19 protein-coding genes and 2 pseudogenes are annotated in these 23,966 nt (G+C 71.1%); 4 read left to right on the top strand and 17 right to left on the bottom strand.

The annotated features are described in order from the left end of the window. Positions 1–77 precede the first annotated feature (77 nt). The 8 genes and pseudogenes from ACVW19_RS28520 to ACVW19_RS28485 form a co-directional block, all read right to left on the bottom strand. Positions 78–590 (bottom strand): DinB family protein, encoded by a 513-nt coding sequence (locus ACVW19_RS28520; protein WP_457457981.1) that lies wholly within the window; start codon positions 588–590, stop codon positions 78–80. A gap of 77 nt (positions 591–667) precedes the next feature. Beyond that, positions 668–1,123 (bottom strand): annotated as a pseudogene (locus ACVW19_RS28515) (AAA family ATPase); the annotation flags it as partial. Positions 1,124–1,694: 571 nt separating this feature from the next. Then, complete coding sequence (locus ACVW19_RS28510; RefSeq protein ID WP_457462934.1) at positions 1,695–2,708, bottom strand: TIGR03842 family LLM class F420-dependent oxidoreductase; 1,014 nt, start codon at positions 2,706–2,708, stop codon at positions 1,695–1,697. Positions 2,709–2,751: 43 nt separating this feature from the next. Beyond that, positions 2,752–4,143, bottom strand: coding sequence for a dihydropyrimidinase (gene hydA / locus ACVW19_RS28505; RefSeq protein ID WP_457462932.1), 1,392 nt, complete (start codon positions 4,141–4,143; stop codon positions 2,752–2,754). Positions 4,144–4,285: 142 nt separating this feature from the next. Continuing rightward, a pseudogene (locus tag ACVW19_RS28500) lies at positions 4,286–4,759 on the bottom strand (amidohydrolase family protein); the annotation flags it as partial. A gap of 101 nt (positions 4,760–4,860) precedes the next feature. Beyond that, positions 4,861–6,147: an aspartate aminotransferase family protein gene (locus tag ACVW19_RS28495; RefSeq protein WP_457462931.1), complete on the bottom strand. Its 1,287-nt coding sequence runs from the start codon at positions 6,145–6,147 to the stop codon at positions 4,861–4,863. Continuing rightward, a complete protein-coding gene (locus tag ACVW19_RS28490; RefSeq protein ID WP_457462929.1) occupies positions 6,144–6,986 on the bottom strand; it encodes a nitrilase-related carbon-nitrogen hydrolase in 843 nt (280 codons plus the stop codon). The genes ACVW19_RS28495 and ACVW19_RS28490 overlap by 4 nt, the downstream gene beginning before the upstream one ends. Before the next feature lie 200 nt (positions 6,987–7,186). Then, complete coding sequence (locus ACVW19_RS28485; protein ID WP_457462928.1) at positions 7,187–7,510, bottom strand: helix-turn-helix domain-containing protein; 324 nt, start codon at positions 7,508–7,510, stop codon at positions 7,187–7,189. Positions 7,511–7,542: 32 nt separating this feature from the next. On the opposite strand from ACVW19_RS28485, the gene map reads away from it, so the two are divergent. Together map and ACVW19_RS28475 are read left to right on the top strand one after the other, a co-directional pair. Continuing rightward, positions 7,543–8,310, top strand: coding sequence for a type I methionyl aminopeptidase (gene map / locus ACVW19_RS28480; RefSeq protein WP_457462927.1), 768 nt, complete (start codon positions 7,543–7,545; stop codon positions 8,308–8,310). A 294-nt stretch (positions 8,311–8,604) separates the two neighbouring features. Further along, positions 8,605–11,274: an ATP-dependent Clp protease ATP-binding subunit gene (locus tag ACVW19_RS28475; RefSeq protein WP_457462925.1), complete on the top strand. Its 2,670-nt coding sequence runs from the start codon at positions 8,605–8,607 to the stop codon at positions 11,272–11,274. An 84-nt stretch (positions 11,275–11,358) separates the two neighbouring features. Here the strand turns inward: ACVW19_RS28475 and ggt are convergent, their stop codons facing one another. Then, positions 11,359–13,203, bottom strand: a complete 1,845-nt coding sequence (ggt, locus tag ACVW19_RS28470) for a gamma-glutamyltransferase (RefSeq protein WP_457462924.1) — start codon at positions 13,201–13,203, stop codon at positions 11,359–11,361. A gap of 152 nt (positions 13,204–13,355) precedes the next feature. On the opposite strand from ggt, the gene ACVW19_RS28465 reads away from it, so the two are divergent. Then, positions 13,356–14,189, top strand: coding sequence for a hypothetical protein (locus tag ACVW19_RS28465; protein WP_457462922.1), 834 nt, complete (start codon positions 13,356–13,358; stop codon positions 14,187–14,189). 302 nt (positions 14,190–14,491) lie between these two features. On the opposite strand, the gene ACVW19_RS28460 is transcribed toward ACVW19_RS28465, so the two are convergent. From ACVW19_RS28460 to ACVW19_RS28435, 6 genes are all read right to left on the bottom strand, one after another. Further along, entirely contained in the window at positions 14,492–14,902 is a 411-nt protein-coding gene (locus tag ACVW19_RS28460; protein WP_457462921.1) for a DUF6278 family protein, read from the bottom strand. Between the two features lie 93 nt (positions 14,903–14,995). Next, positions 14,996–15,775, bottom strand: a complete 780-nt coding sequence (locus ACVW19_RS28455; RefSeq protein WP_457462919.1) for an exodeoxyribonuclease III — start codon at positions 15,773–15,775, stop codon at positions 14,996–14,998. Between the two features lie 78 nt (positions 15,776–15,853). Further along, a complete protein-coding gene (locus ACVW19_RS28450; RefSeq protein ID WP_457462918.1) occupies positions 15,854–16,489 on the bottom strand; it encodes an MBL fold metallo-hydrolase in 636 nt (211 codons plus the stop codon). A gap of 47 nt (positions 16,490–16,536) precedes the next feature. Further along, the gene (gene pcaDC / locus ACVW19_RS28445; RefSeq protein WP_457462916.1) at positions 16,537–17,832 is read right to left on the bottom strand and encodes a bifunctional 3-oxoadipate enol-lactonase/4-carboxymuconolactone decarboxylase PcaDC; all 1,296 of its coding nucleotides are present in this window, start codon (positions 17,830–17,832) and stop codon (positions 16,537–16,539) included. Positions 17,833–18,571: 739 nt separating this feature from the next. Then, positions 18,572–19,648, bottom strand: coding sequence for an IS110 family RNA-guided transposase (locus ACVW19_RS28440; RefSeq protein WP_457462914.1), 1,077 nt, complete (start codon positions 19,646–19,648; stop codon positions 18,572–18,574). A gap of 109 nt (positions 19,649–19,757) precedes the next feature. After that, entirely contained in the window at positions 19,758–20,309 is a 552-nt protein-coding gene (locus ACVW19_RS28435) for a transposase (protein ID WP_457462912.1), read from the bottom strand. Here ACVW19_RS28435 and ACVW19_RS28430 point away from each other — a divergent pair. Next, a complete protein-coding gene (locus ACVW19_RS28430) occupies positions 20,258–20,974 on the top strand; it encodes a DDE-type integrase/transposase/recombinase (protein ID WP_457462910.1) in 717 nt (238 codons plus the stop codon). The two genes, ACVW19_RS28435 and ACVW19_RS28430, sit on opposite strands and share 52 nt — an antisense overlap. Positions 20,975–21,259: 285 nt before the next feature. Here the strand turns inward: ACVW19_RS28430 and ACVW19_RS28425 are convergent, their stop codons facing one another. After that, entirely contained in the window at positions 21,260–22,600 is a 1,341-nt protein-coding gene (locus tag ACVW19_RS28425; protein WP_457462909.1) for a hypothetical protein, read from the bottom strand. Further along, positions 22,597–23,634: a HesA/MoeB/ThiF family protein gene (locus tag ACVW19_RS28420; RefSeq protein WP_457462907.1), complete on the bottom strand. Its 1,038-nt coding sequence runs from the start codon at positions 23,632–23,634 to the stop codon at positions 22,597–22,599. Before ACVW19_RS28420 ends, ACVW19_RS28425 begins: the two co-directional genes overlap by 4 nt. Positions 23,635–23,966: the final 332 nt, after the last annotated feature.

Below are 23,966 nucleotides of genomic sequence, written 5' to 3'. Positions count from 1 at the left end.
CAGGATGCCGGTGACGTGCCGTCCAGCACAGCTTCTGGACGGCACGTCACGACAGGCGAATGCTCCCTGATCTGGCGTCATACACCGGTGCTGCCATCGATGCGTTCCCGGAGCAGGTCGGCGTGGCCGTTGTGGCGGGCGTATTCCTCGATCATGTGGACGTAGATCCAGCGGAGGCTGACGTCCTGGTCCATGAAGCGACCCGTGTCGGTCAGGGCACGGTCGGCGCAGTGCTTGCGGGCGTGGGCGATCTCCTCCTGCCAGGTGGTGAGGGCGTCACGCAGGGTGGCGCCCTCGGCCAGGTCGAAGCCGCCGTCAGGGGCGGACGGGTCGGCCTGCGGGTTGTAGATGGGCGGGGCCTGTTCTCCGGCGAACACTCGGCGGAACCAGTTCCGCTCCACCTCCGCCATGTGCTGGACGAGGCCTGTCAGAGTAAAGCCGGACGGCGGCACGGACGCGACGGTGGCCTGCCCATTGTCCAGACCTTCGCACTTCATGGCGAGGGTGGTGCGGTGAAAGTCAAGCCAGCTTTCGAGCGTGGCGCGTTCGTCGACGTTCAGGGGCGGCATGGGACGTTCGATGGCGCTCATCGGTCGATTATCACCAGGGGCCGAAGAGGTTGACAGGCGGGACCTCACAACAGGGCGAACGTTGCCTGATGCGGCACTAGCCGCAGATCGATCACCGCACGGCCGCGCAACGGCTTGGTTCCCGACAGCAGTTCGTGCATGACGCTCATCGCGGACCCGCACAGGATCACCCGCGCTCCGGGTCCGGCCCCGGTACCCCGCTGGCGCTCGTCATAGAGCTGCTGGAGCAGACCAGGGATCTCGGGAGAGTGCTGGAGGAGATACGGCAACTCGTCGATCACCAGCAGCGGGGTCTGTGATCGCGCGGTGACGTCAAGGGCGTTGGACAGGACCTCACGCCAGTCGGTCAACCGCAGCGTGCCGGGCTGCAGACCGGCGTGGGCCGCGATGGCATCGCTGAACCGCTGAATCGCCGGCAGTCGCCCTTCCTCCCGCACCGCGGTGACGTACAGACCCCCGACCCGCTCCGACAGCGCCTGCAGCAGATACGACTTCCCGTGCCGCCTGCGCCCCGACACGATCCCCAAACGCATCGCCGGATCCGGGTCCGTGACGAACTCGGTGAGCAGGCCCCACTCACGATCACGGTCGATCACGTCCTCGGGCTTGGCAAGCACGCTCTCGTCCACCGGAACTCCCTACCAGCCTGGATCGACCACGACATGTCTAAGTCTACTTAGACAGAATCCGTCCAGCCCGACTTTCCTGATGGCGGGTAACGGAAGTCACTCACGGTGATCGTCGCAGAGTCGGGTCAGCGACTCCCCGACAAGGCCGTCATGGGTGTCGTGACACCTTGTTCCGGTCGGCCTCGCCGACGGGAGTCGAGCGTCACATGAGCGCCAAGAGTCCCGACGACCGGCCCTCACACAGCCGCTCCCGTCAGTCACTCCAGCACAGATCCGCAGGTGAGGCGGGCCCGAAGGGTTCGACCTGCTGGATACCGCGAAACAGGTCGAGACCCACCGGCACTCCTGCTGAACCGCAGGTCAGCGGCTCTTTGCCGCAGGCTCAAGAATCGCCACGCACTCCACGTGATGCGTCATCGGGAACAGGTGGATGGCCGCCGTTCAGCTGCATCGGTGCCTGGACCGAACAACTTCGTCAGCGAAGGGCGGGGATGACGTCGGTGCCGTAGGCGTCGATGGTGGCTTCGCGGTTGTCGTGCATGTCGTAGACGGCGAACTGGTCGACGCCCAGGTCCTTGAGGTGCCGGAGCTTGTCGATGTGGGCCTCGGTGGGGCCGAGGAGGCAGAAGCGGTCGACGATCTCGTCGGGGACGAAGTCGGTGGACGGGTTGCCGGCGCGGCCGTGGTGGCTGTAGTCGTAGCCGTGGCGGTCCTTGATGTACGTGGTGAGCTCGTCGGGGACCATGGCGGAGTGCTCGCCGTACTTGGCGACGAGGTCGGCGACGTGGTTGCCGACCATGCCGCCGAACCACCGGCACTGGTCCCGGGCGTGCGCCAGGGCATCGGGCGAGTCGTCGGCCGTGACATATGCGGGCGCGGCGACGCAGATCGTGAGGGCGTCGGGGTCCCGGCCGGCGTCCTGGGCCGCCTTCCGTACCGCCTTGACCATCCATTCGGTGAGGAAGGGGTCGGCGAGCTGGAGGATGAAGCCGTCGGCCTTCTGGCCGGCGAGCGCCAGCGCCTTCGGGCCGTACGCGGCCATCCAGACCGGCAGCTTGCCGTTCTTGATCCACGGGATGCGGACCGGGTTGCCGTCGACCAGCGCCTCCCGGCCCTCGGCGAGGTCGCGGATGGCCTCGATGGCCTCGCCGAGCCGGGCCAGGGTGTTGGGCTTGCGGCCGGCGACACGCATCGCGGAGTCGCCGCGGCCGATGCCGCAGACGGTGCGGTTGCCGTACATGTCGTTGAGGGTGGCGAAGGTGGAGGCCGTGACCTCCCAGGTGCGGGTGCCGGGGTTCGTCACCATCGGACCCACGTGCAGCTTCGTGGTGTGTTCCAGGATCCGGCTGTAGATGACGTAGGGCTCCTGCCACAGCACGGCGGAGTCGAAGGTCCAGCCGTAGCGGAAGCCGTTGCGCTCCGCCCGGCGCATCAGCCCGACGACCTGCGACGCCGGCGGGTCGGTCTGCAGGACGAGTCCGAAGTCCAACGCGGGACCTCCAGTTCAAATCGGTGCGGGGAGGTCCTGGGGGTCAGCCCAGGTACTGGCAGGTGGAGCGCGGGACGAACGTGCCGTGGCCGACGTGACCGACGTACTTGCGCTGGTCGATGACGACCTCACCCCGCGAGAGCACGGTCTCGACCTGGCCGGTCACCGTCTTCCCCTCGTACGCCGAATAGTCGACGTTCATGTGGTGAGTCTCGGCCGAGAGCGTCTGGGTGACGTGCGGGTCGTAGATCACCACGTCGGCGTCGGCGCCCGGCGCGATCGTGCCCTTCTGCGGGTAGAGGCCGAACATCCGGGCCGGGGTCGCGCAGGCGATCTCGATCCAGCGGCGGCGTGAGATGTGCCCTTCGACGACAGCCTGGTGCAGCAGGTCCATCCGGTTCTCGACGCCAGGCAGGCCATTGGGGATCTTCGAGAAGTCGCCCCGGCCCAGCTCCTTCTGGCCCACGAAGCAGAACGGGCAGTGATCCGTCGACACCACCTGGAGGTCGTTCGTCCGCAGACCCCGCCACAGCGCCGCCTGATGCTCCTTCGGCCTCAGCGGCGTCGAGCACACGTACTTGGCGCCCTCGAAGTCCGGCTCCGCCAGATTGTCCGTCGACAGGAACAGGTACTGCGGGCAGGTCTCGCCGAACACCGGCAGCCCCATGTCCCTCGCCGCCGCCAGCTCCGCCACCGCCTCCTGGGCCGAGACGTGGACGACGTAGAGCGGCGCGCCGGCCACCCGGGCGAGCTGGATCGCCCGGTGGGTCGCCTCCGCCTCAAGGAGCGTCTTGCGGACCTCCCCGTGATGGCGCGGATCGGTCTCGCCGCGGGCCAGGGCCTGCTCCACCAGGACGTCGATCGCGATGCCGTTCTCCGCGTGCATCATGATCAGACCGGCCGTGTCACCAGCAACCTGCATCGCCCGCAGGATCTGGCCGTCATCCGAATAAAAGACCCCCGGATAGGCCATAAACAATTTGAACGAGGAAATGCCGTGCTCGATGAGCTTCGGCATCTCCTTGAGCGTCGCCTCGTTCACGTCCGACATGATCATGTGGAACGCGTAGTCGATCGCGCACTTCCCGTCCGCCTTCTCCAGCCAGGCATTCAGGCCGGCCTGCAGCGAATGGCCCTTTGACTGCACCGCGAAATCAACGATCGTCGTCGTCCCGCCCCACGCCGCCGCCCGCGTCCCCGTCTCGAACGTGTCCGAAGCGAACGTCCCACCGAACGGCAGCTCCATATGCGTGTGCGCGTCGACCCCGCCCGGGATCACGTACTTCTGCGACGCGTCGATGACACGGTCAGCCGTCCACTCCTGCGTCCCCGGCGCCGCCAACGCCACCACCCGGCCGTGCTCGATCAGCACATCCGCGTGCACCTCGTCCGCGGCCGTGATCACAAGACCACCGGTAATCAGAGTCCGAGTCATTTCCCAGCCATCCCTTCATACCCGCCGACCACGCCACCACTGCCACAGTCTGGGACCACACCCCGGCCCACCCGCCCCCTCACGCCGCCATCTCGCACGGCACACGGCCTACTCCGCCAGAAAACCCCTGGTCACGCGGCCGAATGAAACCCTTGAACGACGTAATTCCTTCTTCCACCAGAAGGTCCATTTCCTTCAGTGTCTTCGGATTCACGTCGGAGACGATCATGTGGAAGCCGTAGTCGACGGCACAGTTGCCCTCGGCCTTGGCGTGCCAGGCGTCCAGGCCCTCGCGCAGGGAGCGGCCGACGCTCTGCACCGCGAAGTCGACGACGGTGGTGGTGCCGCCCCAGGCGGCGGCCCGGGTGCCGGTCTCGAAGGTGTCGGAGGCGAAGGTGCCGCCAAACGGCAGCTCCATGTGGGTGTGGGCGTCGACGCCGCCCGGGATGACGTACTTGCCGGTGGCGTCGATGACCCGGCCGTCGGTGAACGCGGCGGCAGCCGGGGTGCCGGAGGCGGCGAGGGCGGCGATGCGGCCGTCCTCGATCAGGACGTCGGCGTGGATCTCGTCGGAGGCGGTGATGACGAGGCCACCACGGATGACGGTACGGCTCATGCGTTGACCCTCCGCTGGATTGTGGTGGAGAGGTGCGGGTCGCCGGTGGCCGGTCGCTCGGTTCTCGCGCGCCTCTCGACCGGGCCCGGCGCTACGGGCCGCTACAGTGCGCTCCGCAGCGCGTGTTCGAGGATCGTGGCTCCCTCCTCGGCCTCCGCCACGTTGAGGGACAGCGGTGGGGCGACGCGCAGGGCGCTGGTGTTGTGGCCGCCGCCCTTGCCGATGAGCAGTCCGCCCCGGCGGGCGGCCTCCAGCACGGCGGAGGCGGCCTGCGGGTCGGCCTCGTCGGTGCCCGGTTTCGTCAGCTCGACGCCGATCATCAGCCCGCGCCCGCGCACCTCCCGTACCGCGGGCACCTGGGCGGCGACGGCCCGCAGGCGTTCGAGGAGCATGCCGCCGACCCGCCGGGCGTTGCCCTGGAGGTCGTGCTCCAGCAGGTAGGTGAGGTTGGCCAGGCCGGCCGCCATGGTGACCTGGGTGCCGCCGAACGTCGAAATGCTGTTGGCGTCCAGGCAGTTCATGATCTCGGCGCGGGCGATGACACCGCCGATGGACATGCCGTTGCCGATGCCCTTGGCGAAGGTCACGATGTCGGGCGGGCCGCTTCGGGCGTGGGCCTGCCAGCCCCAGAAGTGGTCGCCGGTGCGGCCCCATCCGGTCTGCACCTCGTCGGAGATCCACAGGATGCCGTGTGCGTTCAGCACCTCGCGGAACGCCGCGTACAGCCCGTCGGGCGGTGAGGTGAAGCCGCCGACGCCCTGGATCGGCTCGGCGATCAGTGCCGCGGGCGGGCGGGTGTGGCCGAGCAGGTCCTCGAGGTCGTCGACGCAGGCCGCGATGAAGTCGTCGTCGCCCAGCGACGCGTACGGGCCTCGGGTGCGCACGCCGCCGTGCACGTACAGGGTCTGCAGCGGGGACAGCGAGGTCGGGGACCAGCCGCGGTTGCCGGTGACGCCGACCGCGCTGAAGGAGCGGCCGTGGTAGCTGTTGCGCATCGCCAGGACCGAGTTGCCGCGCCGGTAGGTGGTGGCGAGCAGCAGGGCGGTGTCGTTGGCCTCGGTGCCGGAGGTGGTGAAGAAGACCCGGGCGTCCGGGATGCCGCTCAACTGGGCCACGCGTTCGGCGAGTTCGACCATCTGCCGGTCGAGGTAGAGGGTGGAGGAGTGGATGATCCGCCCGGCCTGCTCGGCGACCGCCTTCGTCACCTCGGGCAGGGCGTGGGCGGTCATGGTGGTGAGGATGCCGCCGAAGAAGTCGAGGTACCGGTTGCCCGCGGAGTCCCAGACGTGGCGGCCCTCGCCGTGGGTGATCTCGATGGGCTCCTCGTAGTAGAGGGCGAGCCAGTCGGGGAGCACGGAGCGGTGGCGGCCCAGCAGGTCGTCGGTCACGGCCGCACCAGTCCCTCGTAGGCGTCCGGGCGGCGGTCGCGGTAGAACGCCCACTGCTGCCGCACGTCCTCGATGAGGTCGAAGTCGAGGTCCCGGACCACGAGTTCCTCCTTGCTGTCGCTGGCGACGTCACCGACGAACTGGCCACGGGGATCGACGAAGTACGAGGTTCCGTAGAAGTCGTTGTCCCCGTACTCCTCCTGGCCCACCCGGTTGATCGCGGCGACGAAGTACTCGTTGGCGACGGCCGCGGCCGGCTGTTCCAACTGCCAGAGGTAGGACGAGAGACCGCGGTGCGTGGCCGACGGGTTGTAGACCAGCTGGGCTCCGTTCAGACCGAGTTGCCGCCAGCCCTCCGGGAAGTGGCGGTCGTAGCAGATGTAGACGCCGACCTTGCCGACGGCGGTGTCGAAGACGGGCCAGCCGAGGTTGCCGGGCTTGAAGTAGAACTTCTCCCAGAACCCCTTGACCTGGGGGATGTGATGCTTGCGGTACTTGCCGAGGACGGTGCCGTCGGCGTCGATCACGGCCGCGGTGTTGTAGTAGAAGCCCGACTGCTCGACCTCGAACACCGGCACGACGATCACCATGCCGGTCTCGCGGGCCAGTTCCCGCATCCGGCGGACGGTCGGCCCGTCGGGCACGGGTTCGGCCCAGCGGTAGTGCTCGGCGTCCTGGACCTGGCAGAAGTAGGGGGCGTTGAAGACCTCCTGGAACCCGATGACCTTCGCACCCCGCCGGGCCGCCTCGCGGGCGTGCTCCTCGTGTTTCGCCACCATGGACTCCGTGTCGCCGGTCCAGGTGGCCTGAACCAGGGCGGCTCGTACGACGTGTGCCATGAGCTACTCCTTCGACGCGACGTCAGCGCCTCTACGCCCGTAGAGACGGTCGTAGAGGGACGAACGTAAGCCTCTCGGGCGGCCTTGCCAAGACCATCGTCGTCAACCCGCGGGGTCGATCATGATTCGCACTCCGGTGGGTGAGTCCCCGTCCCGGGCTCCGCCCAGGCCCAGGCCCGCCCCCGGACTCCGTCCCGCGCTCAGGCAGCGACCGACGGCGGGACGGGCGGCACGACGGGCGGCGGGACGGAGGGCACGACGGGCGGCACGACGGGTGGTACGGCCGGGGCGCAGCGGCTCGCCAGCTCGTCCATCGACAGGTCGAGCGCGCGGGCGAGGGCGGCCACCGTGAAGAAGGCCGGGGTGGGCGCCCGCCCGGTCTCGATCTTCCGGAGGGTCTCCGGGGAGATGCCCGCGCTCGCGGCGACCCGCGTCATGCTCCGGTCGCCGCGCGCCTCCCGCAGCAGCCGGCCGAGCCGCTCGCCGCGTTCGCGCTCTTCGGGGGTGAGAGGGGTGCGTACCATGTCACCATTCTAATACCGGTATAGTAATTGGCATGGTGGAGTTGAAGACAGACACGTCGATCGACGCGATGTACGAGGCGGGCCAGGTCGTCGCGGACGCCCTGAAGGCCGTGCGGAAGGCAGCCGGGGTGGGTGTGTCCCTGCTGGAGCTGGACGAGGTGGCCCGGGAGGTGCTGCGCGGGGCGGGGGCGGGCTCGCCCTTCCTGGGCTACCGGCCCTCCTTCGCCCCGACCCCGTTCCCCGCCGTCATCTGCGCGTCGGTCAACGACGCGATCGTGCACGGCGTCCCGGACGGCTACCGGCTGCGCGACGGCGACCTGGTGTCCGTGGACTTCGGTGCCGAGCTGGGCGGCTGGGTCGGCGATTCGGCGATCAGTTTCATCGTGGGCACCCCGCGCGCGGGCGACGTGAGACTGATCGAGACCGCCGAGCGGGCCCTGGCCGCGGGCATCGAGGCCGCCGTCGTCGGCAACCGCGTCGGGGACATCGCGCACGCGATCGGCACGGTGTGCCGCGCGGCGGGCTACGGCATCCTGGACGGCTTCGGCGGGCACGGCATCGGCCGCCGTATGCACGAGGACCCGCCCGTCCCCAACGAGGGCCGGCCGGGCCGGGGCATGCCGCTGCGGCACGGCATGGTGCTGGCGATCGAGCCCATGCTCATCGGTGGTGGCACCGACGGCTTCCGCACCGCGCCCGACGGCTGGACCCTGCGCACCGTCGACGGCTCGCGCGCCGCCCACGCCGAACACACCGTCGCGATCACCGCCGCCGGCCCCCGCGTCCTGACGGCCCGCTGAGCACGGCTCCCGCAGGCCCCGCGGACGTGCCCCGCCCGGCCCGCTTCCGAGGTGCTGCGCCGAAGCGATCGTGCGAAGGTGTTCTACGAGCGCGCCGCAGGCAGCACACGCACGCCACACGCACACCGTGCGGGCACCATACGCACCGCGGGGACACGCACGGGTGTAACCGGGAAACGGTCGGGCACCCGCGTCCGGACCGTACGTCGAGCAGTGAGCGCGCCCCGGGTCTCCTTCGGGTTCCCGGTTCCGCCCGGCCCGGGGGATCCCGCGGGGGCGCCGGAACGGATGTCCATGAGCAGCGGGTTCACGGGTCCGCAGGGCTACGGCTCGGACCCCTTCGGAGAATTCCTCGCACGCTTCTTCGGCGGGCCGCGCCCCCGGCAGATCGACATCGGCCGGCTGCTGAGCCAGCCGACCAGGGAACTGGTGCGCGGCGCCGCGCAGTACGCCGCCGAGCACGGCAGCCGGGACCTGGACACCCAGCACCTGCTGCGCGCCGCGCTCGCCACCGGGCCGACCCGCGACCTGATCAGCCGGACGGGAACGGATCCCGACTCGCTGGCGGCGGAGATCGACGAACGGTCCGGGCCCGTCCAGCACGGGCCGGACGACGCCCCGCCGCCGACGTCGCTCTCGCTGACCCCCGCCGTCAAACGGGCCCTGCTGGACGCCCACGAGATGGCCCGGTCGACCGGGGCCGGCTACATCGGCCCGGAGCATGTCCTCAGCGCCCTGGCCGCCAACCCCGACTCGGCCGCCGGGCACATCCTGAACGCGGCCCGGTTCACCTCCGCCGGGATGCCGCTGCCGTCCGACGCGCCGGACGCCGCGCCGCCGCGCACCGAGCGGCCCCGCCCCGCGACGGGCACGCCGACGCTGGACAAGTACGGCCGTGACCTGACCGAGCTGGCCCGCGAGGGCCGGATCGACCCGGTGATCGGACGGGAGGAGGAGATCGAGCAGACCGTCGAGGTGCTCTCCCGGCGCGGCAAGAACAATCCGGTGCTGATCGGCGACGCGGGCGTCGGCAAGACCGCCGTGGTGGAGGGGCTGGCGCAGCGGATCGTCGACGGGGACGTGCCCGACGTGCTCATGACCCGGCGGGTGGTCTCCCTGGACCTGACGGGCGTGGTCGCCGGTACCCGCTACCGGGGCGACTTCGAGGAGCGGCTGAACACCATCGTCGACGAGATCCGCGCCCACTCCGACCGGCTGATCGTCTTCATCGACGAGCTGCACACCGTCGTGGGCGCCGGAGGCGGCGGCGAGGGCGGTTCGATGGACGCCGGCAACATCCTCAAGCCGGCGCTGGCCCGTGGCGAGCTGCACATCGTGGGCGCGACCACGTTGGAGGAGTACCGGCGGATCGAGAAGGACGCGGCGCTGGCCCGCCGCTTCCAGCCGATCATGGTGCCGGAACCCACGCCCGCGGACACGGTCGCGATCCTGCGCGGGCTGCGCGACCGGTACGAGGCCCACCACCAGGTCCGCTACACCGACGGGGCGCTGGTGGCGGCCGTGGAGCTGTCCGACCGCTACATCAGTGACCGGCGTCTGCCGGACAAGGCGATCGACCTGATCGACCAGGCCGGTGCCCGGGTGCGGCTGCGGGCCCGGACCAAGGGCACGGACGTACGCACCATGGAGCGGGAGCTGGAGCAGCTGACCCGCGACAAGGACCAGGCGGTCGCGGACGAGAAGTACGAGCAGGCGACGCAGTTGCGCGACCGCATCGTCGAGCTGAAGGAGCGGATCGCCGACGCCGGCGGTGAGGGCCGGGTCGACGAGGGCCAGGGTCTGGTGGTGGACGCCGAGGCGATCGCGGAGGTGGTCTCCCGGCAGACCGGCGTCCCGGTCAGCCGGCTCACCGAGGAGGAGAAGGACCGGCTGCTGGGCCTCGAGGAGCACCTGCACCAGCGCGTCATCGGCCAGGACGAGGCGGTGCGGGCCGTCTCGGACGCGGTGCTGCGCTCCCGGGCCGGGCTCGCCAGCCCCGACCGGCCGATCGGCAGCTTCCTGTTCCTCGGGCCGACCGGCGTCGGCAAGACGGAGCTGGCCCGAGCGCTGGCCGAGGCCCTGTTCGGCAGCGAGGACCGGATGGTCCGCCTCGACATGAGCGAGTACCAGGAGCGGCACACGGTCAGCCGGCTGGTCGGTGCCCCGCCCGGATACGTCGGCCACGAGGAGGCGGGGCAGCTGACCGAGGTGGTGCGCAGGCATCCGTACTCGCTGCTGCTCCTCGACGAGGTGGAGAAGGCTCACCCGGACGTCTTCAACATCCTGCTCCAGGTCCTCGACGACGGCCGGCTGACCGACTCCCAGGGCCGGACGGTGGACTTCAGCAACACCGTCATCGTGATGACCAGCAACCTCGGTTCCGAGGCGATCACCCGGCGCGGTGCGACGCTGGGCTTCGCGACGGGCGGCGCGAAGGCGGACGAGGAGGCGCGGCGCGAGCAGATCCTGCGGCCGCTGCGGGAGCACTTCCGGCCCGAGTTCCTCAACCGGATCGACGAGGTGGTGGTGTTCCGCCAGCTCGCCGCCGAAGAACTGCGGCAGATCACCGATCTGCTGCTGGAGGGGACGCGACGCGGCCTGCGGGGCCAGGGCGTCACGGTCGAGTTCACCGACGCCGCCGTGGACTGGCTGGCGCAGCGCGGCCATCAGCCCGAGTACGGGGCGCGGCCGTTGCGCCGCACCATCCAGCGCGAGATCGACAACCAGCTGTCCCGGCTGCTGCTGGACGGCAGTGTCCAGGGCGGCGACCGGGTGACGGTGGACACGGCGGACGGGAACCTCACGTTCCGGACCGGGGCGAGGGGTGGGACCGGCACCCCGGCCGAGTCAGGGCCCGGGCCCACCGGAGCCGGAGCCGAGGCAGGGACGGGCCCGGCCTCGGGGTCCGGCTCGGATGCGGGGCCCGGCAGCGGCCCCGGGGAGGCACCGGCTTCCGGACGGTGAGCAGGGGGTGAGCGGGTGGCCGGGCGCCCCTCCGGCCACCCGCTCACCGCGCCGGAGGGCGCCGCTTCGGCCCATGGACCTGCCTCACCGGGGCACCGGGGCGCCGGGGCGTCGGCGCTCCGGGTGCACGACCATCGCGGAACCGCCGCCCCGGCGGGTCTTCTCCGCCGCGGCGAGCCATCGGCCGTCCGGCATCCGCTGCACAGCGGTGGTCGCGCCGATCTCCGGGTTCTCCTGGAACGAGTGCCCGATCGCCTCCAGCTTCTGCCGCAGCGCGCTGTCGTACAGGCCGGGTTCGAGGTCCGTGCGGGCCGTGTTGCGCTGGCTGGCGCGCGGTGCGGCGATCGCGTCGACCAGCGGCAGGCCTCGGTCGAGGAACCCGGTGAGGGTTCCCAGCACGGTGGTGATGATGGTCGAACCACCGGGCGAACCGAGCGCCACGACCGGCCGGTCGTGCCGGTCGAGCACGATCGTCGGGGCGATCGACGACCGGGGCCGCTTGCCGGGGCCCGGCAGGTTCGGGTCGTGCACGGCCGGGTTCGCCGGGGCGAAGGAGAAGTCCGTCAGCTCGTTGTTGAGCAGGAATCCGCGGCCGGGCACGGTGATGCCGCTGCCGCCGGTCTGCTCGATGGTGAGGGTGTAGGCGACGACGTTGCCCCACCGGTCGGCGGTGGTGAGGTGCGTGGTGCTCTCGCCCTCGTACGTCGTCGGGGCCGCGGTGCCTCCCGCCGCGCAGGGCGCGGGATCGCGCGGGTCGCCGGGGGCGAGCGGGCTGGTGAGGACCGCGTCGTCCTCGATGAGGCACTCGCGGGAGTCGGCGTACCGCTGGGAGAGCAGTTCCTTCGTGGGGACGTCCTCGAAGGCGGGGTCGCCGAGCCAGCGTCCCCGGTCCGCGAACGCGATGCGGCTCGCCTCGATGAGGCGGTGCAGGTAGCGGGCGTCGTCGGCCCGGGAGAGGTCGGTCCGCTCCAGGATGTTGAGGGCCTCGCCGACCGTGGTGCCGCCGGAGGAGGAGGGCGCGATGGAGTAGACGTCCAGACCGCGGTACGACGTCTTCGTGGGCGGCTGGGACTTGGCGCGGTAGGCGGCGAGGTCCCGGGTGGACAGCTCGCCGGGGCGGGCGTTCCAGCCGGAGTCCGGGTCCACGGGCGGCTCGTTGACCGTGTTCACGATGTCCCGGCCGATGGCGCCCCGGTACAGCGCGTCGACGCCCTTGCTGCTCAGCTCCGCGTAGGTGCGGGCGAGACCGGGGTTCTTGAAGGCGGAGCCGACCACCGGGAGCCGGCCGCCCGGCAGGAACAGTTCGGCGGTGTCGGGGAAGTGGCGGAAGCGGGTCTCGTTGGCGGCGGTCTGGTCGCGGAAGGTGCCGTCGACGGTGAAGCCGTCGCGGGCGAGTTTCTCGGCGGGTCTCAGGACCGTCCGCAGGGACTGGGTGCCCCACAGGTCGAGTGCCCGCTGCCAGGTGGCCGGTGTGCCGGGGGTGCCGACGGCGAGGCCGCTGCTGACGGCCTCGGCGAAGGGGATCGGCGCGCCGTTCTCCAGGAAGAGGCCGGAGTCGGCGGTCAGCGGGGCGGTCTCGCGTCCGTCGATCGTGTGCACGGTGCGGGAGCGTGCGTCGTAGTGGACGAAGTAGCCGCCTCCGCCGATGCCGGCCGAGTAGGGCTCGGTGACGCCGAGCGCGGCGGCGGTGGCGACGGCCGCGTCGACGGCGTTCCCGCCTTTCCTGAGGACCTCGATCCCGGCGGCGGTGGCGTCGGCGTCGACGCTGGAGACCGCGCCTCCGTGGCCGACGGCCACCGGGGTCTTGGCGGGGGGCAGGCCCGGCCCGCCGCCCTGCGTGGCGGCCGGTGACGGCGCTGCCGCTCCCGACGAGACCACGACGGCGGCGACCGCCGCGACCGTGAGTTTCCGTCCGACACGATGACGCATTCGCACCTCCGTTGAAGGGCCGTTCGCGCAGCCGCATTCATCGCCATGCCCACATCAGGAAGGTCACGGGGTGTGCCGCCGCGGCCTTTCGGACGCTCGTTCTCCGAACGTCTCGAACATGGGTTTGCTCGAGCCCGCTAGCATGCGCGCCCATGAGTGACGACGTACGCAACATCGTTCTGGGTGTGGTCGCCTCCGGCCTCTTCGCCGCGTTGGGCTGGATCGCCCGTACCTCCCTGTGGAAGCGCAGACTCCGGCGCAAGCAGGCCTTCTTCGGACTGCCGGAGAACTCCGAGTCGCTCCTCGTCGTCAACCGCGATCCTGCCACGGCGGAGCCGGCCGTGCACCGTTTCGACGTGTTCTCGCTGCTCGAGCTCTCGGCGCTGATCAAGGACTGCGGGGCGCACGTGCAGGTGGTCACGCAGGACACGGCCCACCAGGGTTTCGGCGAGCGCACGGAGTTCTGCGTGGGAGGACCCGCGTCGAACCGGCGGATGGTGGCGCACATGGCGGCGATGCTGCCCGGGGTGCGCGTCAACACGGATCCGGAGCCCGGCCCGGACCGGGGCGCCTTCCGGATCGGCACCGAGCTCTACCGGATGGAACCGGGTGTCACGGAGTACGTCCTGCTCGCCCGGCTCACCGCCGGTGAACGGCGCGACACCCGGCCGGTGTTCCTGTTCTGCGGTCAGCGCGCGATCACCAACCAGGCCGCCACCCGGTACCTCGCCCGCAACCACGAGCAACTGGCCCGCAAGCACGGCTCGAACTCCTTCGTCCTGCTGCTGAAGGTCATCAACTCGCAGGCGTACGGCCCCGATGTGGTGGAACTGGTGGGGGATGTGACCCGCGCGGCGCAGACCCCGCTGCCGGCGCCCGCCGCCGCCTCGACGCCCTCGGCGGAACCGCCGTCCGTGCCTGCTCCACCTGCTTCGTCCGGATCACGCGGCGCACGCGGCTCGCGCAGGAAGGAGCAGAAGTCCTGATCCGCCGGTGCGCAGGCGCAACCCGTCCGGCGCGCAGCTGACCTTCTTCCCGCCGGTGAGCGGCCCGTGGTGCGGGTCGTCTCCACCGCGCGAGCAGTGATCTCCGACTGCCGCCGGACGGGACTGGCTTATGTGAACCGCCACCCGCAGGTGTGGGGCGGTGGGCCCCTCCCGGCGACAGCGTCCCCGCTCCGGCCGCGAAGTCCCCTCCCCCACCGGATTGGAGAGCACATCGTAGTCGAGGTCCGGCGGGACGGACTTCCCCGCGTCACCCCGTTCGGTGCTCGAGGGCCCTGGACGCGTCAGGCCTCCGCGACCTCGGCGTACAGCTGCGACAACTCGGGCACCCCGCTGGCGGCCCACTGGTGTCCGGAGTCCACGACGTCGAACTCCCGCCCCGAGGCGAGCCGTACGACGGGCTGCCCGTCGGACCGGATCTTCCAGGCGGCTCCCGGCACGGTGCGCACGATGACGGTGCCCAGATAGAGCCCGGCGTCGTTGCCCAGCCAGGTCAACGTGTCCTCGTCGTCCCGCCAGTTCCCGGGCACCAGCTGGTCCAGCGCCTCCAACGAGGCCTGGGAGTCGTCCAGTCGGACTCCGGCACGGGAGGCCTGGGAGCGCAGCAGCTCGCACTCGGCGAGGAGTTCCGCGATGCCCTCGGAGTCACGGACTCCCGGCTTCTCGCGCCGGTTGCCCAGGAAAGGGATGTTCATACCCCCAGCCTGACATTCGTACCGCCATCCGCACCACAGGCGCGCTGTCGGCCCCTCCCCCGAAGACCGCCGCCCCGGGAGCTGCCCCAAGGCCTACACGTCGAGGTCCACCACGACCGGCGCGTGGTCCGAGGCGCCCTTGCCCTTGCGCTCCTCACGGTCGACGTACGCGTCCGAAACGGCCTTGGCGAACGGCTCGTTGCCGTACACCAGGTCGATGCGCATGCCGCGGTTCTTGGGGAAGCCGAGCTGGCGGTAGTCCCAGTACGTGAACGGGTGGTCGTACTTCAGCGGGCGCGGGACGACGTCGGACAGGCCCGTCTCGCGCAGGGAGGCCAGGGCGGCGCGCTCGGCGGGGGTGACATGGGTGGCGCCCTCGAAGGCGGCGATGTCGTGGACGTCGTCGTCGGTCGGCGCCACGTTGTAGTCGCCGAGCACCGCGAAGGGGCGGCTGCCCGCCGCGTCCCCGGCCACGGCCGCCTTCAGCGCCTCGAACCACTGGAGCTTGTACGCGTAGTGGGGGTGGTCCACCTCACGGCCGTTGGGCACGTACACCGACCAGACGCGGACCGGGCCGCAGGTCGCGGAGACGGCACGGGGCTCCACGGCACCGTCGTACCCCGGATCGCCGGGCAGGCCCCTGACGACGTCCGCGAGGCCCACGCGGGAGAGCACCGCCACGCCGTTCCACCGGCCGGTCGCGTTCACCGCGGACTCGTAGCCCAGCTCGCGCAGTTCCTCGGCCGGGAAGCGCTCCTCGGCGACCTTGGCCTCCTGGAGGCACAGCACGTCCGTGCCGCTGCTCTCCAGCCAGGCCAGGAGCCTCGGCAGGCGGGCGGTGATCGAGTTCACGTTCCAGGTGGCGATGCGCATGTCTCACAACCTACCCGGCACCACCGACAAGGCCCGACCGGTGGCGGGCGGCCTCAGCTCACAGCTCGGACGTCGGGCTCACAGCTCGGCCGTCGCCCCGGGGGCGAGCCGCAGGTGCTCCGAGCCGCCGAGCGCGCCGATCTGACGGTCGTAGATCGGGCGGGCCAGATCGGTGAGCAGGGCGTCGTGGATGTCGTAGGCGCGCTCCGGCCGGACCTCGCGGACGTAGTCGATGACCTCCGAGATCTTGTTCCAGGGGGCCATGACCGGGAGCATCAGCGTCCGGACCGGGTGGTCGGGGACGGTGAGGGCGTCGCCGGGGTGGAAGAGGGCTCCGTCGTCGACGAGGTAGCCGACGTTGGTGACGCGCGGGATGTCCGGGTGGATCACGGCGTGCAGCTCGCCGTGCACCTGGATGTCGAAGCCCGCGGCGGTGAACGCGTCGCCGTGCCCGACGGTGTGCACCCGGCCCGGGAACGCGGCCGAGAGCTGCTCCGCGACGGACTTCAGGGTCCAGACCGCCGCGGCCGGGTCGGCCTCCAGGGCGGCCCTCAGCCGGCCCTCGTCGAAGTGGTCGGGGTGCTCGTGCGTGACCAGGATGACGTCCGCGCCGAGTGCGGCGTCCTCCTCGCTGAACCCACCGGGGTCGACGACGAGGGTGCGGCCGTCCTTCTCCAGGCGGACGCAGGAGTGCGACTTCTTCGTGAGCCTCATGAGCCCATGATGCCCCCGCGCCCGCCTCCGCGCGGGGCGCCCGGTGCTCACTCCTGGAGTGTGGTCTCCTCCCGGACGACCTGCTGGGCCACCCGGAACGCGCTGTTCGCCGCGGGGAGACCGCAGTAGACGGCCGCCTGGAGCAGGACCTCCTTGATCTCCCCCGGAGTGAGGCCGTTGCGCAGGGCCGCACGGGTGTGGACGGCGAGGTCCTCCAGGTGGCCGCCGGCGACCAGGGCGGTGAGGGTGACGCAGCTGCGGGTGCGCCGGTCGAGGCCGGGCCGGCCCCAGACCTCGCCCCAGGCGGAGCGGGTGACGAACTCCTGGAAGTCTCCCGAGAAGTCGTCGGTCTGCGCCAGCACCTGGTCGACGTGCGCGTCGCCCAGCACCTCCCGGCGGACCTTGGTCCCGGTCTCGTACGGGTCGGGCCTGCCCTGGGCCTGCGGCGGGACGGCGGCGGCGATCTCGGCGACGGGCCCGCCCTGCGGCGGCACCGCCGCCCGCACGGCCTGGTCCGGGACGGCGGGCAGGGCGGTCTGCCCGGTGACGGACTCGAAGGCGGGCTGCCAGGCGGTGGAGAAGTGCCGGACCAGCAGGTCGGTGACCGCGGCGGGCTGCTCCACCGGTACCAGGTGGGAGGCGCCGGGCACGACGGCCAGCCGGGCGTCCGGCACGCCGGCGACCAGCGTGCGGGCCTCGGCGGGGCCGGTGACCTGGTCGTCCGAGCCGACCAGTACCAGGGTCGGCACGCCGACGCTGCCCAGTTCGGCCCGCACGTCGAACGAGGCGAGGGCCTCGCAGGCGGCGATGTAGCAGCCCGGGTCGGTGGTGCGCACCATCTGCACGGCCCACTCGGTGATCGCGGGCTGTGCGGCCGCGAAGCCGCTGGTGAACCAGCGGTCGGGCGAGGTGCGGGCGATCGGGTCGAGCCCGTTGGTCCGGACGACCACGCCCCGCTGGCGGAACTCGTCGGCGGTACCGAACCGGGGCGAGGCGGCGATCAGCGCGAGGGAGGCGACGCGTTCGGGGTGCCGCAGGGCCAGTTCGAGGCCGATCGCGCCGCCGAACGCGCAGCCGGCGTAGCCGAAGCGCTGCACACCGAGGCCCGCGAGGGTGGCGAGCAGCCGCGCGGTGATGTCGCCGACCGATCCCGCCGGGTAGGCGGGGGCGCCTCCGTGCCCCGGCAGGTCGAACCGGAACACCCGCCACTGCTTCGTCAGTTCGGGGATCTGCCGGTCCCACATGTGCCAGGTGGTACCCAGCGAGGGACCCAGGATCAGGACCGGGGCGTCTTCCGGCCCGTCGAAGCGGTATTGCAGGGTGTTCGGTGGTGTCTCGCTCACCCGTCAGACCCTCTCATGCATCACGGGTTCTCACATGGACGGGTCGACCCTAGCGGCTCCCGTCCCTCCGACGACGACAGAACCGATACCGCCGGAACCCTCGAGGGTTCCGGGTACGTTTTCTCCGGCGTGCACGCGTGGCCGCCCGGACAGCGTGCCCTCCCGGCTCGCGCGCTCTCCCAGTCCCTGCGCCGCAGAGCTTGCTCCTTCGGCACGGCTTCCAGACCGACCAGCAGCCGGTGTCCGGGTCCGCCTCGTTCTCGGCTTCCATACGGCTGGGCAGATCGCCCAGTCGACGAGCCCCCGACCCGCGCTTGCTTCTCCCCCTCAACACCGTGAAAGCCGTCCCACGTGGTCGCGGCTCCGCGGAGGTCTTCCACGTCCGGCTTCGCGTACCACTTCTTCGTGGTCCTGACGTTCGTGTGCCCGGCCCATCGGGCGAGGATGTGATCCGGCACGCCGTTGTCGGCGAGACAGGTGAGACAGGTGAGACAGGTGAGACAGGTGAGACAGGACGAGCGAGCGTCGTACAGGCGCACTCGGCGGAGGCCAAGGACCTCCATGAGCCGGTACACACGTCTACGGAGCTGCCTGACCGTGAAGGCTTCCCCGGCCTCGTGGACCACGACGTACCCGGAGTCCGGGTAAGACCGTGTCCTACATGGCCAGTCGGCAGTTGTGCCGGACATGGATCGTGACCCATTCGACCAGGGCGTGAGGCAGGTCGAGTGCGATGCCCCTATGGATGGCAAGTGGCCGTCGACAAGGGGAAGCTGGCGCGGAGGATCTTGTAGACGGTTCGGGCCGGGCAGCGCTTCAGGCAGCGGATGATCTCCCGTTTGGACAGACCCTCGGCGGTCCGGCGCTTGAGGTACTCCTGGGTGGCAGGATCCCGGCGCAGGCGGGAGAGCACCGCCCGGTACAGGGCGGCGTTGGCCTGCCGGTTACCGCCGCGGTTGAGCCGACGGCGGCTGGTCCTTCCGGAAGATGCCTCGGCAGGGCTGGCCCCGCTCAAGGCAGCGAAGGACGCCTCACCCCTCAGCCGGTCGGGGTTGTCCCCCGCCGCGATGAGCAAGGCGGCCGCCGAGTCCGGCCCGATGCCCTGGAGCTTCAGCAAGGCAGGCACCGTCTGCTCGATCAGGCCAGTCATCTGCCCCAGGACATCCTCGATCTCCGCATCGAGGTACCGGACACGCCGTGCCAGCCGGCCCAGCGTGTGCACGACGGCCGGCTCGGCAGGCCCGAGACCTTCCTGTGCCGGCGTGGTGCACCGGGCGAGGAGCTGCGGCACGGCCAGGCCCTCCAAGGGTTCGCGCACCCATGCGGGGGCGTTCACCAGGACGGCTTTGAGCTGGTTCACGGCCTGGACGCGGGCCTTGACGGCGGAGTCCTTGGCGATTTCCAAGACTCGTATCGCCTCGATGGGCCCGTCGCCGCTCTTGGGCGCCGCCGTCGCTTCACCGCTGGGCACGCCGCGAGCAGCGGCCTCCGCATCGACGGCGTCACTCTTGCCCCGCCTGCGGCGCATCGCCCGGTTCGGGCGGTTGACCTCGATGACTTGCACACCGGCTGCCCGCAGGGCGCGGGTCAGGCCGACTCCGTAGGAGCCGGTGCCCTCCACACCGGCACGCGTTACCCGGCCCAGGCGGCGAGACCGGTTCAGTAAGTCCTGGTAGCCGGCGGCTGTCACCGGGAACGCCCGGCTGTCCAGCACCGTTCCGAGCGTGTTGAGAGCTACCACCACGTGGCAGTCCTTGTGCGTGTCGACGGCGATGACGACCTCGGTCCGGTCGGCTGTCTCCGAGAGGGCGATCATGTGCCGTGTTCTCCCACCCCTGGTCACGGACAGCGGCGCAACCGGGCGGGAAAGAGCGGTCAGACCTGTGACGATGCCGAAGCAAAGCCCCTATGAGCTCGTAACACGATCATGGTCGGGCTTTCTTGAGGCGTCGCCAGCAGATCAGGCCGCAGGCCAGGGAGACGAACGCGTCGTGGAGTTCGGTGCGGCGTTCCCAGCGGACGGCCAGGCGTGTGAACCGGTGGAGCAGGGCGAAGGTCTGCTCCACCACGTACCGGAGCCTGCCCGGGCCCTTGATGTTCGGGGTTCCCTTGCGGGAGATGACCGGCAGGATGCGGCGCTTGCGGAACTCGTCGCGGTTCGGGTGGGAGTCGTGGCCCTTGTCGCCGAGCAGGGTCTCGGGACGGCGGCGCGGACGGCCGGGACGGCCGGCCACGGGCGGGATGCCGTCGACCGGGGCGAGGGTCTGGGTGACGTCATGGACGTGGGCCGCGGTGGCGAGGACCTTGAACGGGGTGCCGCGGCCGTCGCAGAACAGGTGGTGTGTGCTGCCCCTCTTGCGCCGGTCGACCGGCGACGGACCGGTGTCGGCGCCCCCGTTACCCGCTTGAGCTGCGCCGTCGCGCGGTGCGTGTGGTCGCCGAGGTCCGCGGCGACCACCCGACCGGGACGGCAGCACTGCAGTCCGTCGCCGAGAAGCTGTACATCGGCTCCCGCGAGACGCTGCGGAACCGGGTGAAGCAGCAGGAGATCGACGCGGGGCAGCCGCCGGGGACGACGACGGAGGAATCCGTTCAGCTGAAGGCGATGAAGCAGGAGAACGCCGCGCTGAAGCGGGCGAACGAGATACGGAGCCCGGAAGATCTGGCGCGAGCTGAGCCGGCAGGGGCACGCGGTGGCCCGCTGCACCGTCGAGCGCCTGATGCGCGAGCTCGGCATCCAGGGCACGGTGCGCGGCAAAAGCGTCATCACCACGATCCCGGCGGACAGGTTCAGCGGGCCCCCGATCCGGTCGACCGCGTCTTCGTCGCCGTCGCTCCGAACCGGTGCCGGGCGGCGGACTTCACCCACGTGAAGACCTGGTCCGCCACCATCTGTGTCGCGTTCGTCGTGGACACCTCCTCCCGCCGGACCGTCGGCTGGTCCGCGGCCACCGTGAAGGAGACCGTCTTCGTCCTGGACGCCCCGGAGATGGCCGTCCGGCAACGCCACCGCGACCAACAGCCCGTCGAGCCAGGAAAGTTGATCCATCACTCCGACGCCGGGTCGCAAATACACATCGTTCGAGCCTGCCGAGCACCTCGATGCCGCCGACATCGCGGCGAGCATCGGATCCGTCGGTGACCCGTGCGACAACGCCCTGAGGGAATCCACGATCGGCCTGTACAAAACCGGGGTGAGGCGACTGCGCCGCAACGGGTTCGTCGTCAATCAGGAGCGATCCGGGCGCGGGCTCGTCGCCGTCGGTGTCCCGGTGCGCGACCGGGACGGCACCGCGCCGACCGGCTGTCGGCGCTCCTGCCCGGTGTGCGCTATGCCCCGCACCGCCTCCAGTCCCTGGTCGCCGCCCTGGACGCCACGGCCCGCGCCCCGGAGGCGGATCCGGCGGAGCAGCGCTGAGACCGGTGCTCAGCCCGGGGCCTCCCGTCCGGGTCCGGCCGGCGCGGGCAGACGGGCCGTGCCGCTGGTCATCGCCCGCAGGCTCAGCGTCTCGATGGTCAACGCGCCGACCAGGGCCAGGCCCGCTCCGGCCACACCGGGCAGGGTGGTGAACGGCAGCAGGAGGCCGAACACCAGGAAGGTCGTGAGGTGGGCGGCCGCCGCCCGGGGCAGCGCGCGGCTGGCTCCCCCGGCGATCGCCACGGCGCGCAGTCGGCCGCGCACCGCCCACAGCGGCGGGGCGGCCACGAGTACGGCCATCCAGCTCAGTCCGAGGTCCGCCGGTCCGGCCGGGACGTTGCTGAACCCGGCGATGTACAGGCGCGCCAGTGGGGTCAGCACGATCAGCAGGGACAGCGCGAGCAGCACCCCGGCGAGCAGGACGGTGAACCGCGTGAGCACGGCCGGAGCGCCCGCCCGCTTCAGGAACGCGGCGCCGACCGAGTCCAGGTCGGACAGCGGCACGGTGCCCAGGGACACCAGCCCGTACAGGGCAGGCCACACGACCAGGGAGTCGGCGGCCTGTTCCGACCGGGCGATCACGACGGTGGTCACCAGTGCGGGGCTCATGTTGAGCAGCACGCTGGAGGTGATGCGCGCATGCTGCAGCAGCATCCCGCGTCCCGGTGTCCTCGGCGCCGGCACCGGCTCCAGCCACCGCGCGGACAGCGCCAGACAGGCGCTCTCCGCCCAGGCTCCCACGGACAGGGCGAGTCCGCCGGTGGCGCCGGCCGCCACCCCCGCCCGCCACAGACCGAGGCCGGCAACCACGGTGGCGCCGATGCGGACCACGGTGGCCACCGCGATGGGCCGGGTGGTGTCGTCGGCGATCAGCCGGCCGTGCAGGAAGCGGCGCACCGCCACGGCGAGCGGCGCGGACACGAACGACAGCAGACAGATCCGGAAGTCGTTCCGCACCTCCTCCGGCAGTCCCAGGAGCGCGGGGAACCCGGTCGAGAGCCCGGGCAGCAGCGCCGGCGCCGCCAGCAGGACGCAGCCGAGTCCTCCGGTGGCCAGGGCGCGCCGCAGCAGGGCGCGCGAGCCGTGATGGGCGACCTCGGTGACGACCACCGGGGCCAGTGCGAGCGCCGGGGAGTTGACCACGAACAGCACCGCCAGCCCGGCGCCCAGCGCCGCCATCGCCGACGCGCCGCCGGACATGCGTCCGACGATCGCCACAACCAGCGGGATCTCCCAGGCGAGCATGGAGGAGCCGAGGGCGGTGGGCAGCCAGGAGCGGGCGAGCGGGACGACCCCGGCGCGGTCCGCCTCGTCCGGGTCCGGCTCCCGGGAGCGTTCAGCGGTCGTCACCGTGGCGGCCGGCCCTTCTGGCAGGGGCAGTCGGGGCGGAAGGAGAACTCGGTGAAATCGAACGTGAGCGTCTCGGTGTTGACGTACAGGCTCCTGCCTGCGGTGCGCGAGGTCGACTTGGCCCCGGACACCAGGCCGATCACCTCGTTGACCGCGATGCCCGCCACCATGGCCACCAGGGTGCCGGTGAGGCTGCCGGACTTCTCCGCACGCAGGATGTCCAGATCGCGGATGCCGACGCACTCCATGCACGGCGTCCGGCCGGGAAGCATGGTGGGGCCGACCCGGGCGCCCTTGTCGGTGATGCCGATCTGTCCGAACGGCACTCCCGTGCGCAGGCTCGCCTCGTTCGACCAGCGGATCGCCTGGTTGCGGGGACGGTCGTAGGCGTTGAAGAAGAAGTCGGCACCGTCGACGAGTTTGACGATGTCGTCGGCGGACTCGATGCGCGTGTGGTGGGGGATGAACCGGGAGCGCGAGTTCTGCAGGGTGAGGTGGTGCTTGAGCGCCTCCAGCTTGAGGACGCCGACGTCCTGCTCGTCGAAGGTCGGGTGCGTGGGCAGGTTCTCCTCCGCGAAGGTGTCGAAGTCCACCGCCTCCAGGGTGCCGATCCCGGCGGCGTTCAGCAGGCGCAGCAGGGTCGTGCCGCCCGCCCCGGTCCCGATGACCACCACGCGGGCCTCGCGCAGCCGGCGCATGCCCTCGTAACCGTCCCAGCCCTCCCGGTCGTAGAGCCTGAGGTGGTTGATCTGGCGGCTCCAGCGGCGCAGGTCCTCGGGGGCGAGCACGGGTGTGGCCACCGCGTCGTCCAGCACGCCCTGGGCGTCGAGAGCCGCCAGCCAGTCGTCGGTCTCCGGGAAGCGCGCGCGGAGTTCGTCGCGGGTGAGCGTGCCGTCGAGGGCGAGCGTGAAGGAGATCATCTCGTCGGTGGGATCGGCGATCTGCACCTTCTCGGGACCGATCCCGATGTACAGGTGCGGGTCTCCCTCCACCTGGTGGACCCGGAGGAACTCCTTGATCCTGGGTTGCCGCATCGTGGGACTCCTGTTCTGGGGGCAGGGTGGTGCCGTGGCGGGAGCACGCGCCCCCGCCACGGCCTGTATGAGCGGGGCCGACGTCAGATGACGTTGCCGTGCCACTCCTTGACGAGGCCTTCCTCGTACACGCGGGTGACCTTCATGGCTGATCCCTCCTCTCTGGTTTCCTTGGGCGTGTTTGCTCGTGATCGGGCCGTACGGCGCCTGAGCGGGGACCGGCGGTCCCCCGCGCCGTCGGGCCGGGCACGAACTCGGTGCGGTGCTCGCCGCTCGCGTGACCGAGCCGGGCACCGGGTCTCAACGGGGCGCCGCCGGGCGGGCGTCGCACA

Source organism: Streptomyces sp. TE5632, from assembly GCF_054061295.1.
This window is presented reverse-complemented; position numbering and strand designations above follow the sequence as displayed.

Bases quoted from the DNA above. Each gene is read 5' to 3' on its own strand.
- ACVW19_RS28450 (WP_457462918.1), bottom strand. From the start codon at position 16,489: ATGAGGCTCACGAAGAAGTCGCACTCCTGCGTCCGCCTGGAGAAGGAC.
- ACVW19_RS28490 (WP_457462929.1), bottom strand. From the start codon at position 6,986: ATGGCACACGTCGTACGAGCCGCCCTGGTTCAGGCCACCTGGACCGGC.
- ACVW19_RS28475 (WP_457462925.1), top strand. From the start codon at position 8,605: ATGAGCAGCGGGTTCACGGGTCCGCAGGGCTACGGCTCGGACCCCTTC.
- ACVW19_RS28460 (WP_457462921.1), bottom strand. From the start codon at position 14,902: ATGAACATCCCTTTCCTGGGCAACCGGCGCGAGAAGCCGGGAGTCCGT.
- ACVW19_RS28440 (WP_457462914.1), bottom strand. From the start codon at position 19,648: ATGATCGCCCTCTCGGAGACAGCCGACCGGACCGAGGTCGTCATCGCC.
- map (WP_457462927.1), top strand. From the start codon at position 7,543: ATGGTGGAGTTGAAGACAGACACGTCGATCGACGCGATGTACGAGGCG.
- ACVW19_RS28465 (WP_457462922.1), top strand. From the start codon at position 13,356: ATGAGTGACGACGTACGCAACATCGTTCTGGGTGTGGTCGCCTCCGGC.
- ACVW19_RS28485 (WP_457462928.1), bottom strand. From the start codon at position 7,510: ATGGTACGCACCCCTCTCACCCCCGAAGAGCGCGAACGCGGCGAGCGG.
- ACVW19_RS28420 (WP_457462907.1), bottom strand. From the start codon at position 23,634: ATGCGGCAACCCAGGATCAAGGAGTTCCTCCGGGTCCACCAGGTGGAG.
- ACVW19_RS28455 (WP_457462919.1), bottom strand. From the start codon at position 15,775: ATGCGCATCGCCACCTGGAACGTGAACTCGATCACCGCCCGCCTGCCG.
- ACVW19_RS28520 (WP_457457981.1), bottom strand. From the start codon at position 590: ATGAGCGCCATCGAACGTCCCATGCCGCCCCTGAACGTCGACGAACGC.
- hydA (WP_457462932.1), bottom strand. From the start codon at position 4,143: ATGACTCGGACTCTGATTACCGGTGGTCTTGTGATCACGGCCGCGGAC.
- ggt (WP_457462924.1), bottom strand. From the start codon at position 13,203: ATGCGTCATCGTGTCGGACGGAAACTCACGGTCGCGGCGGTCGCCGCC.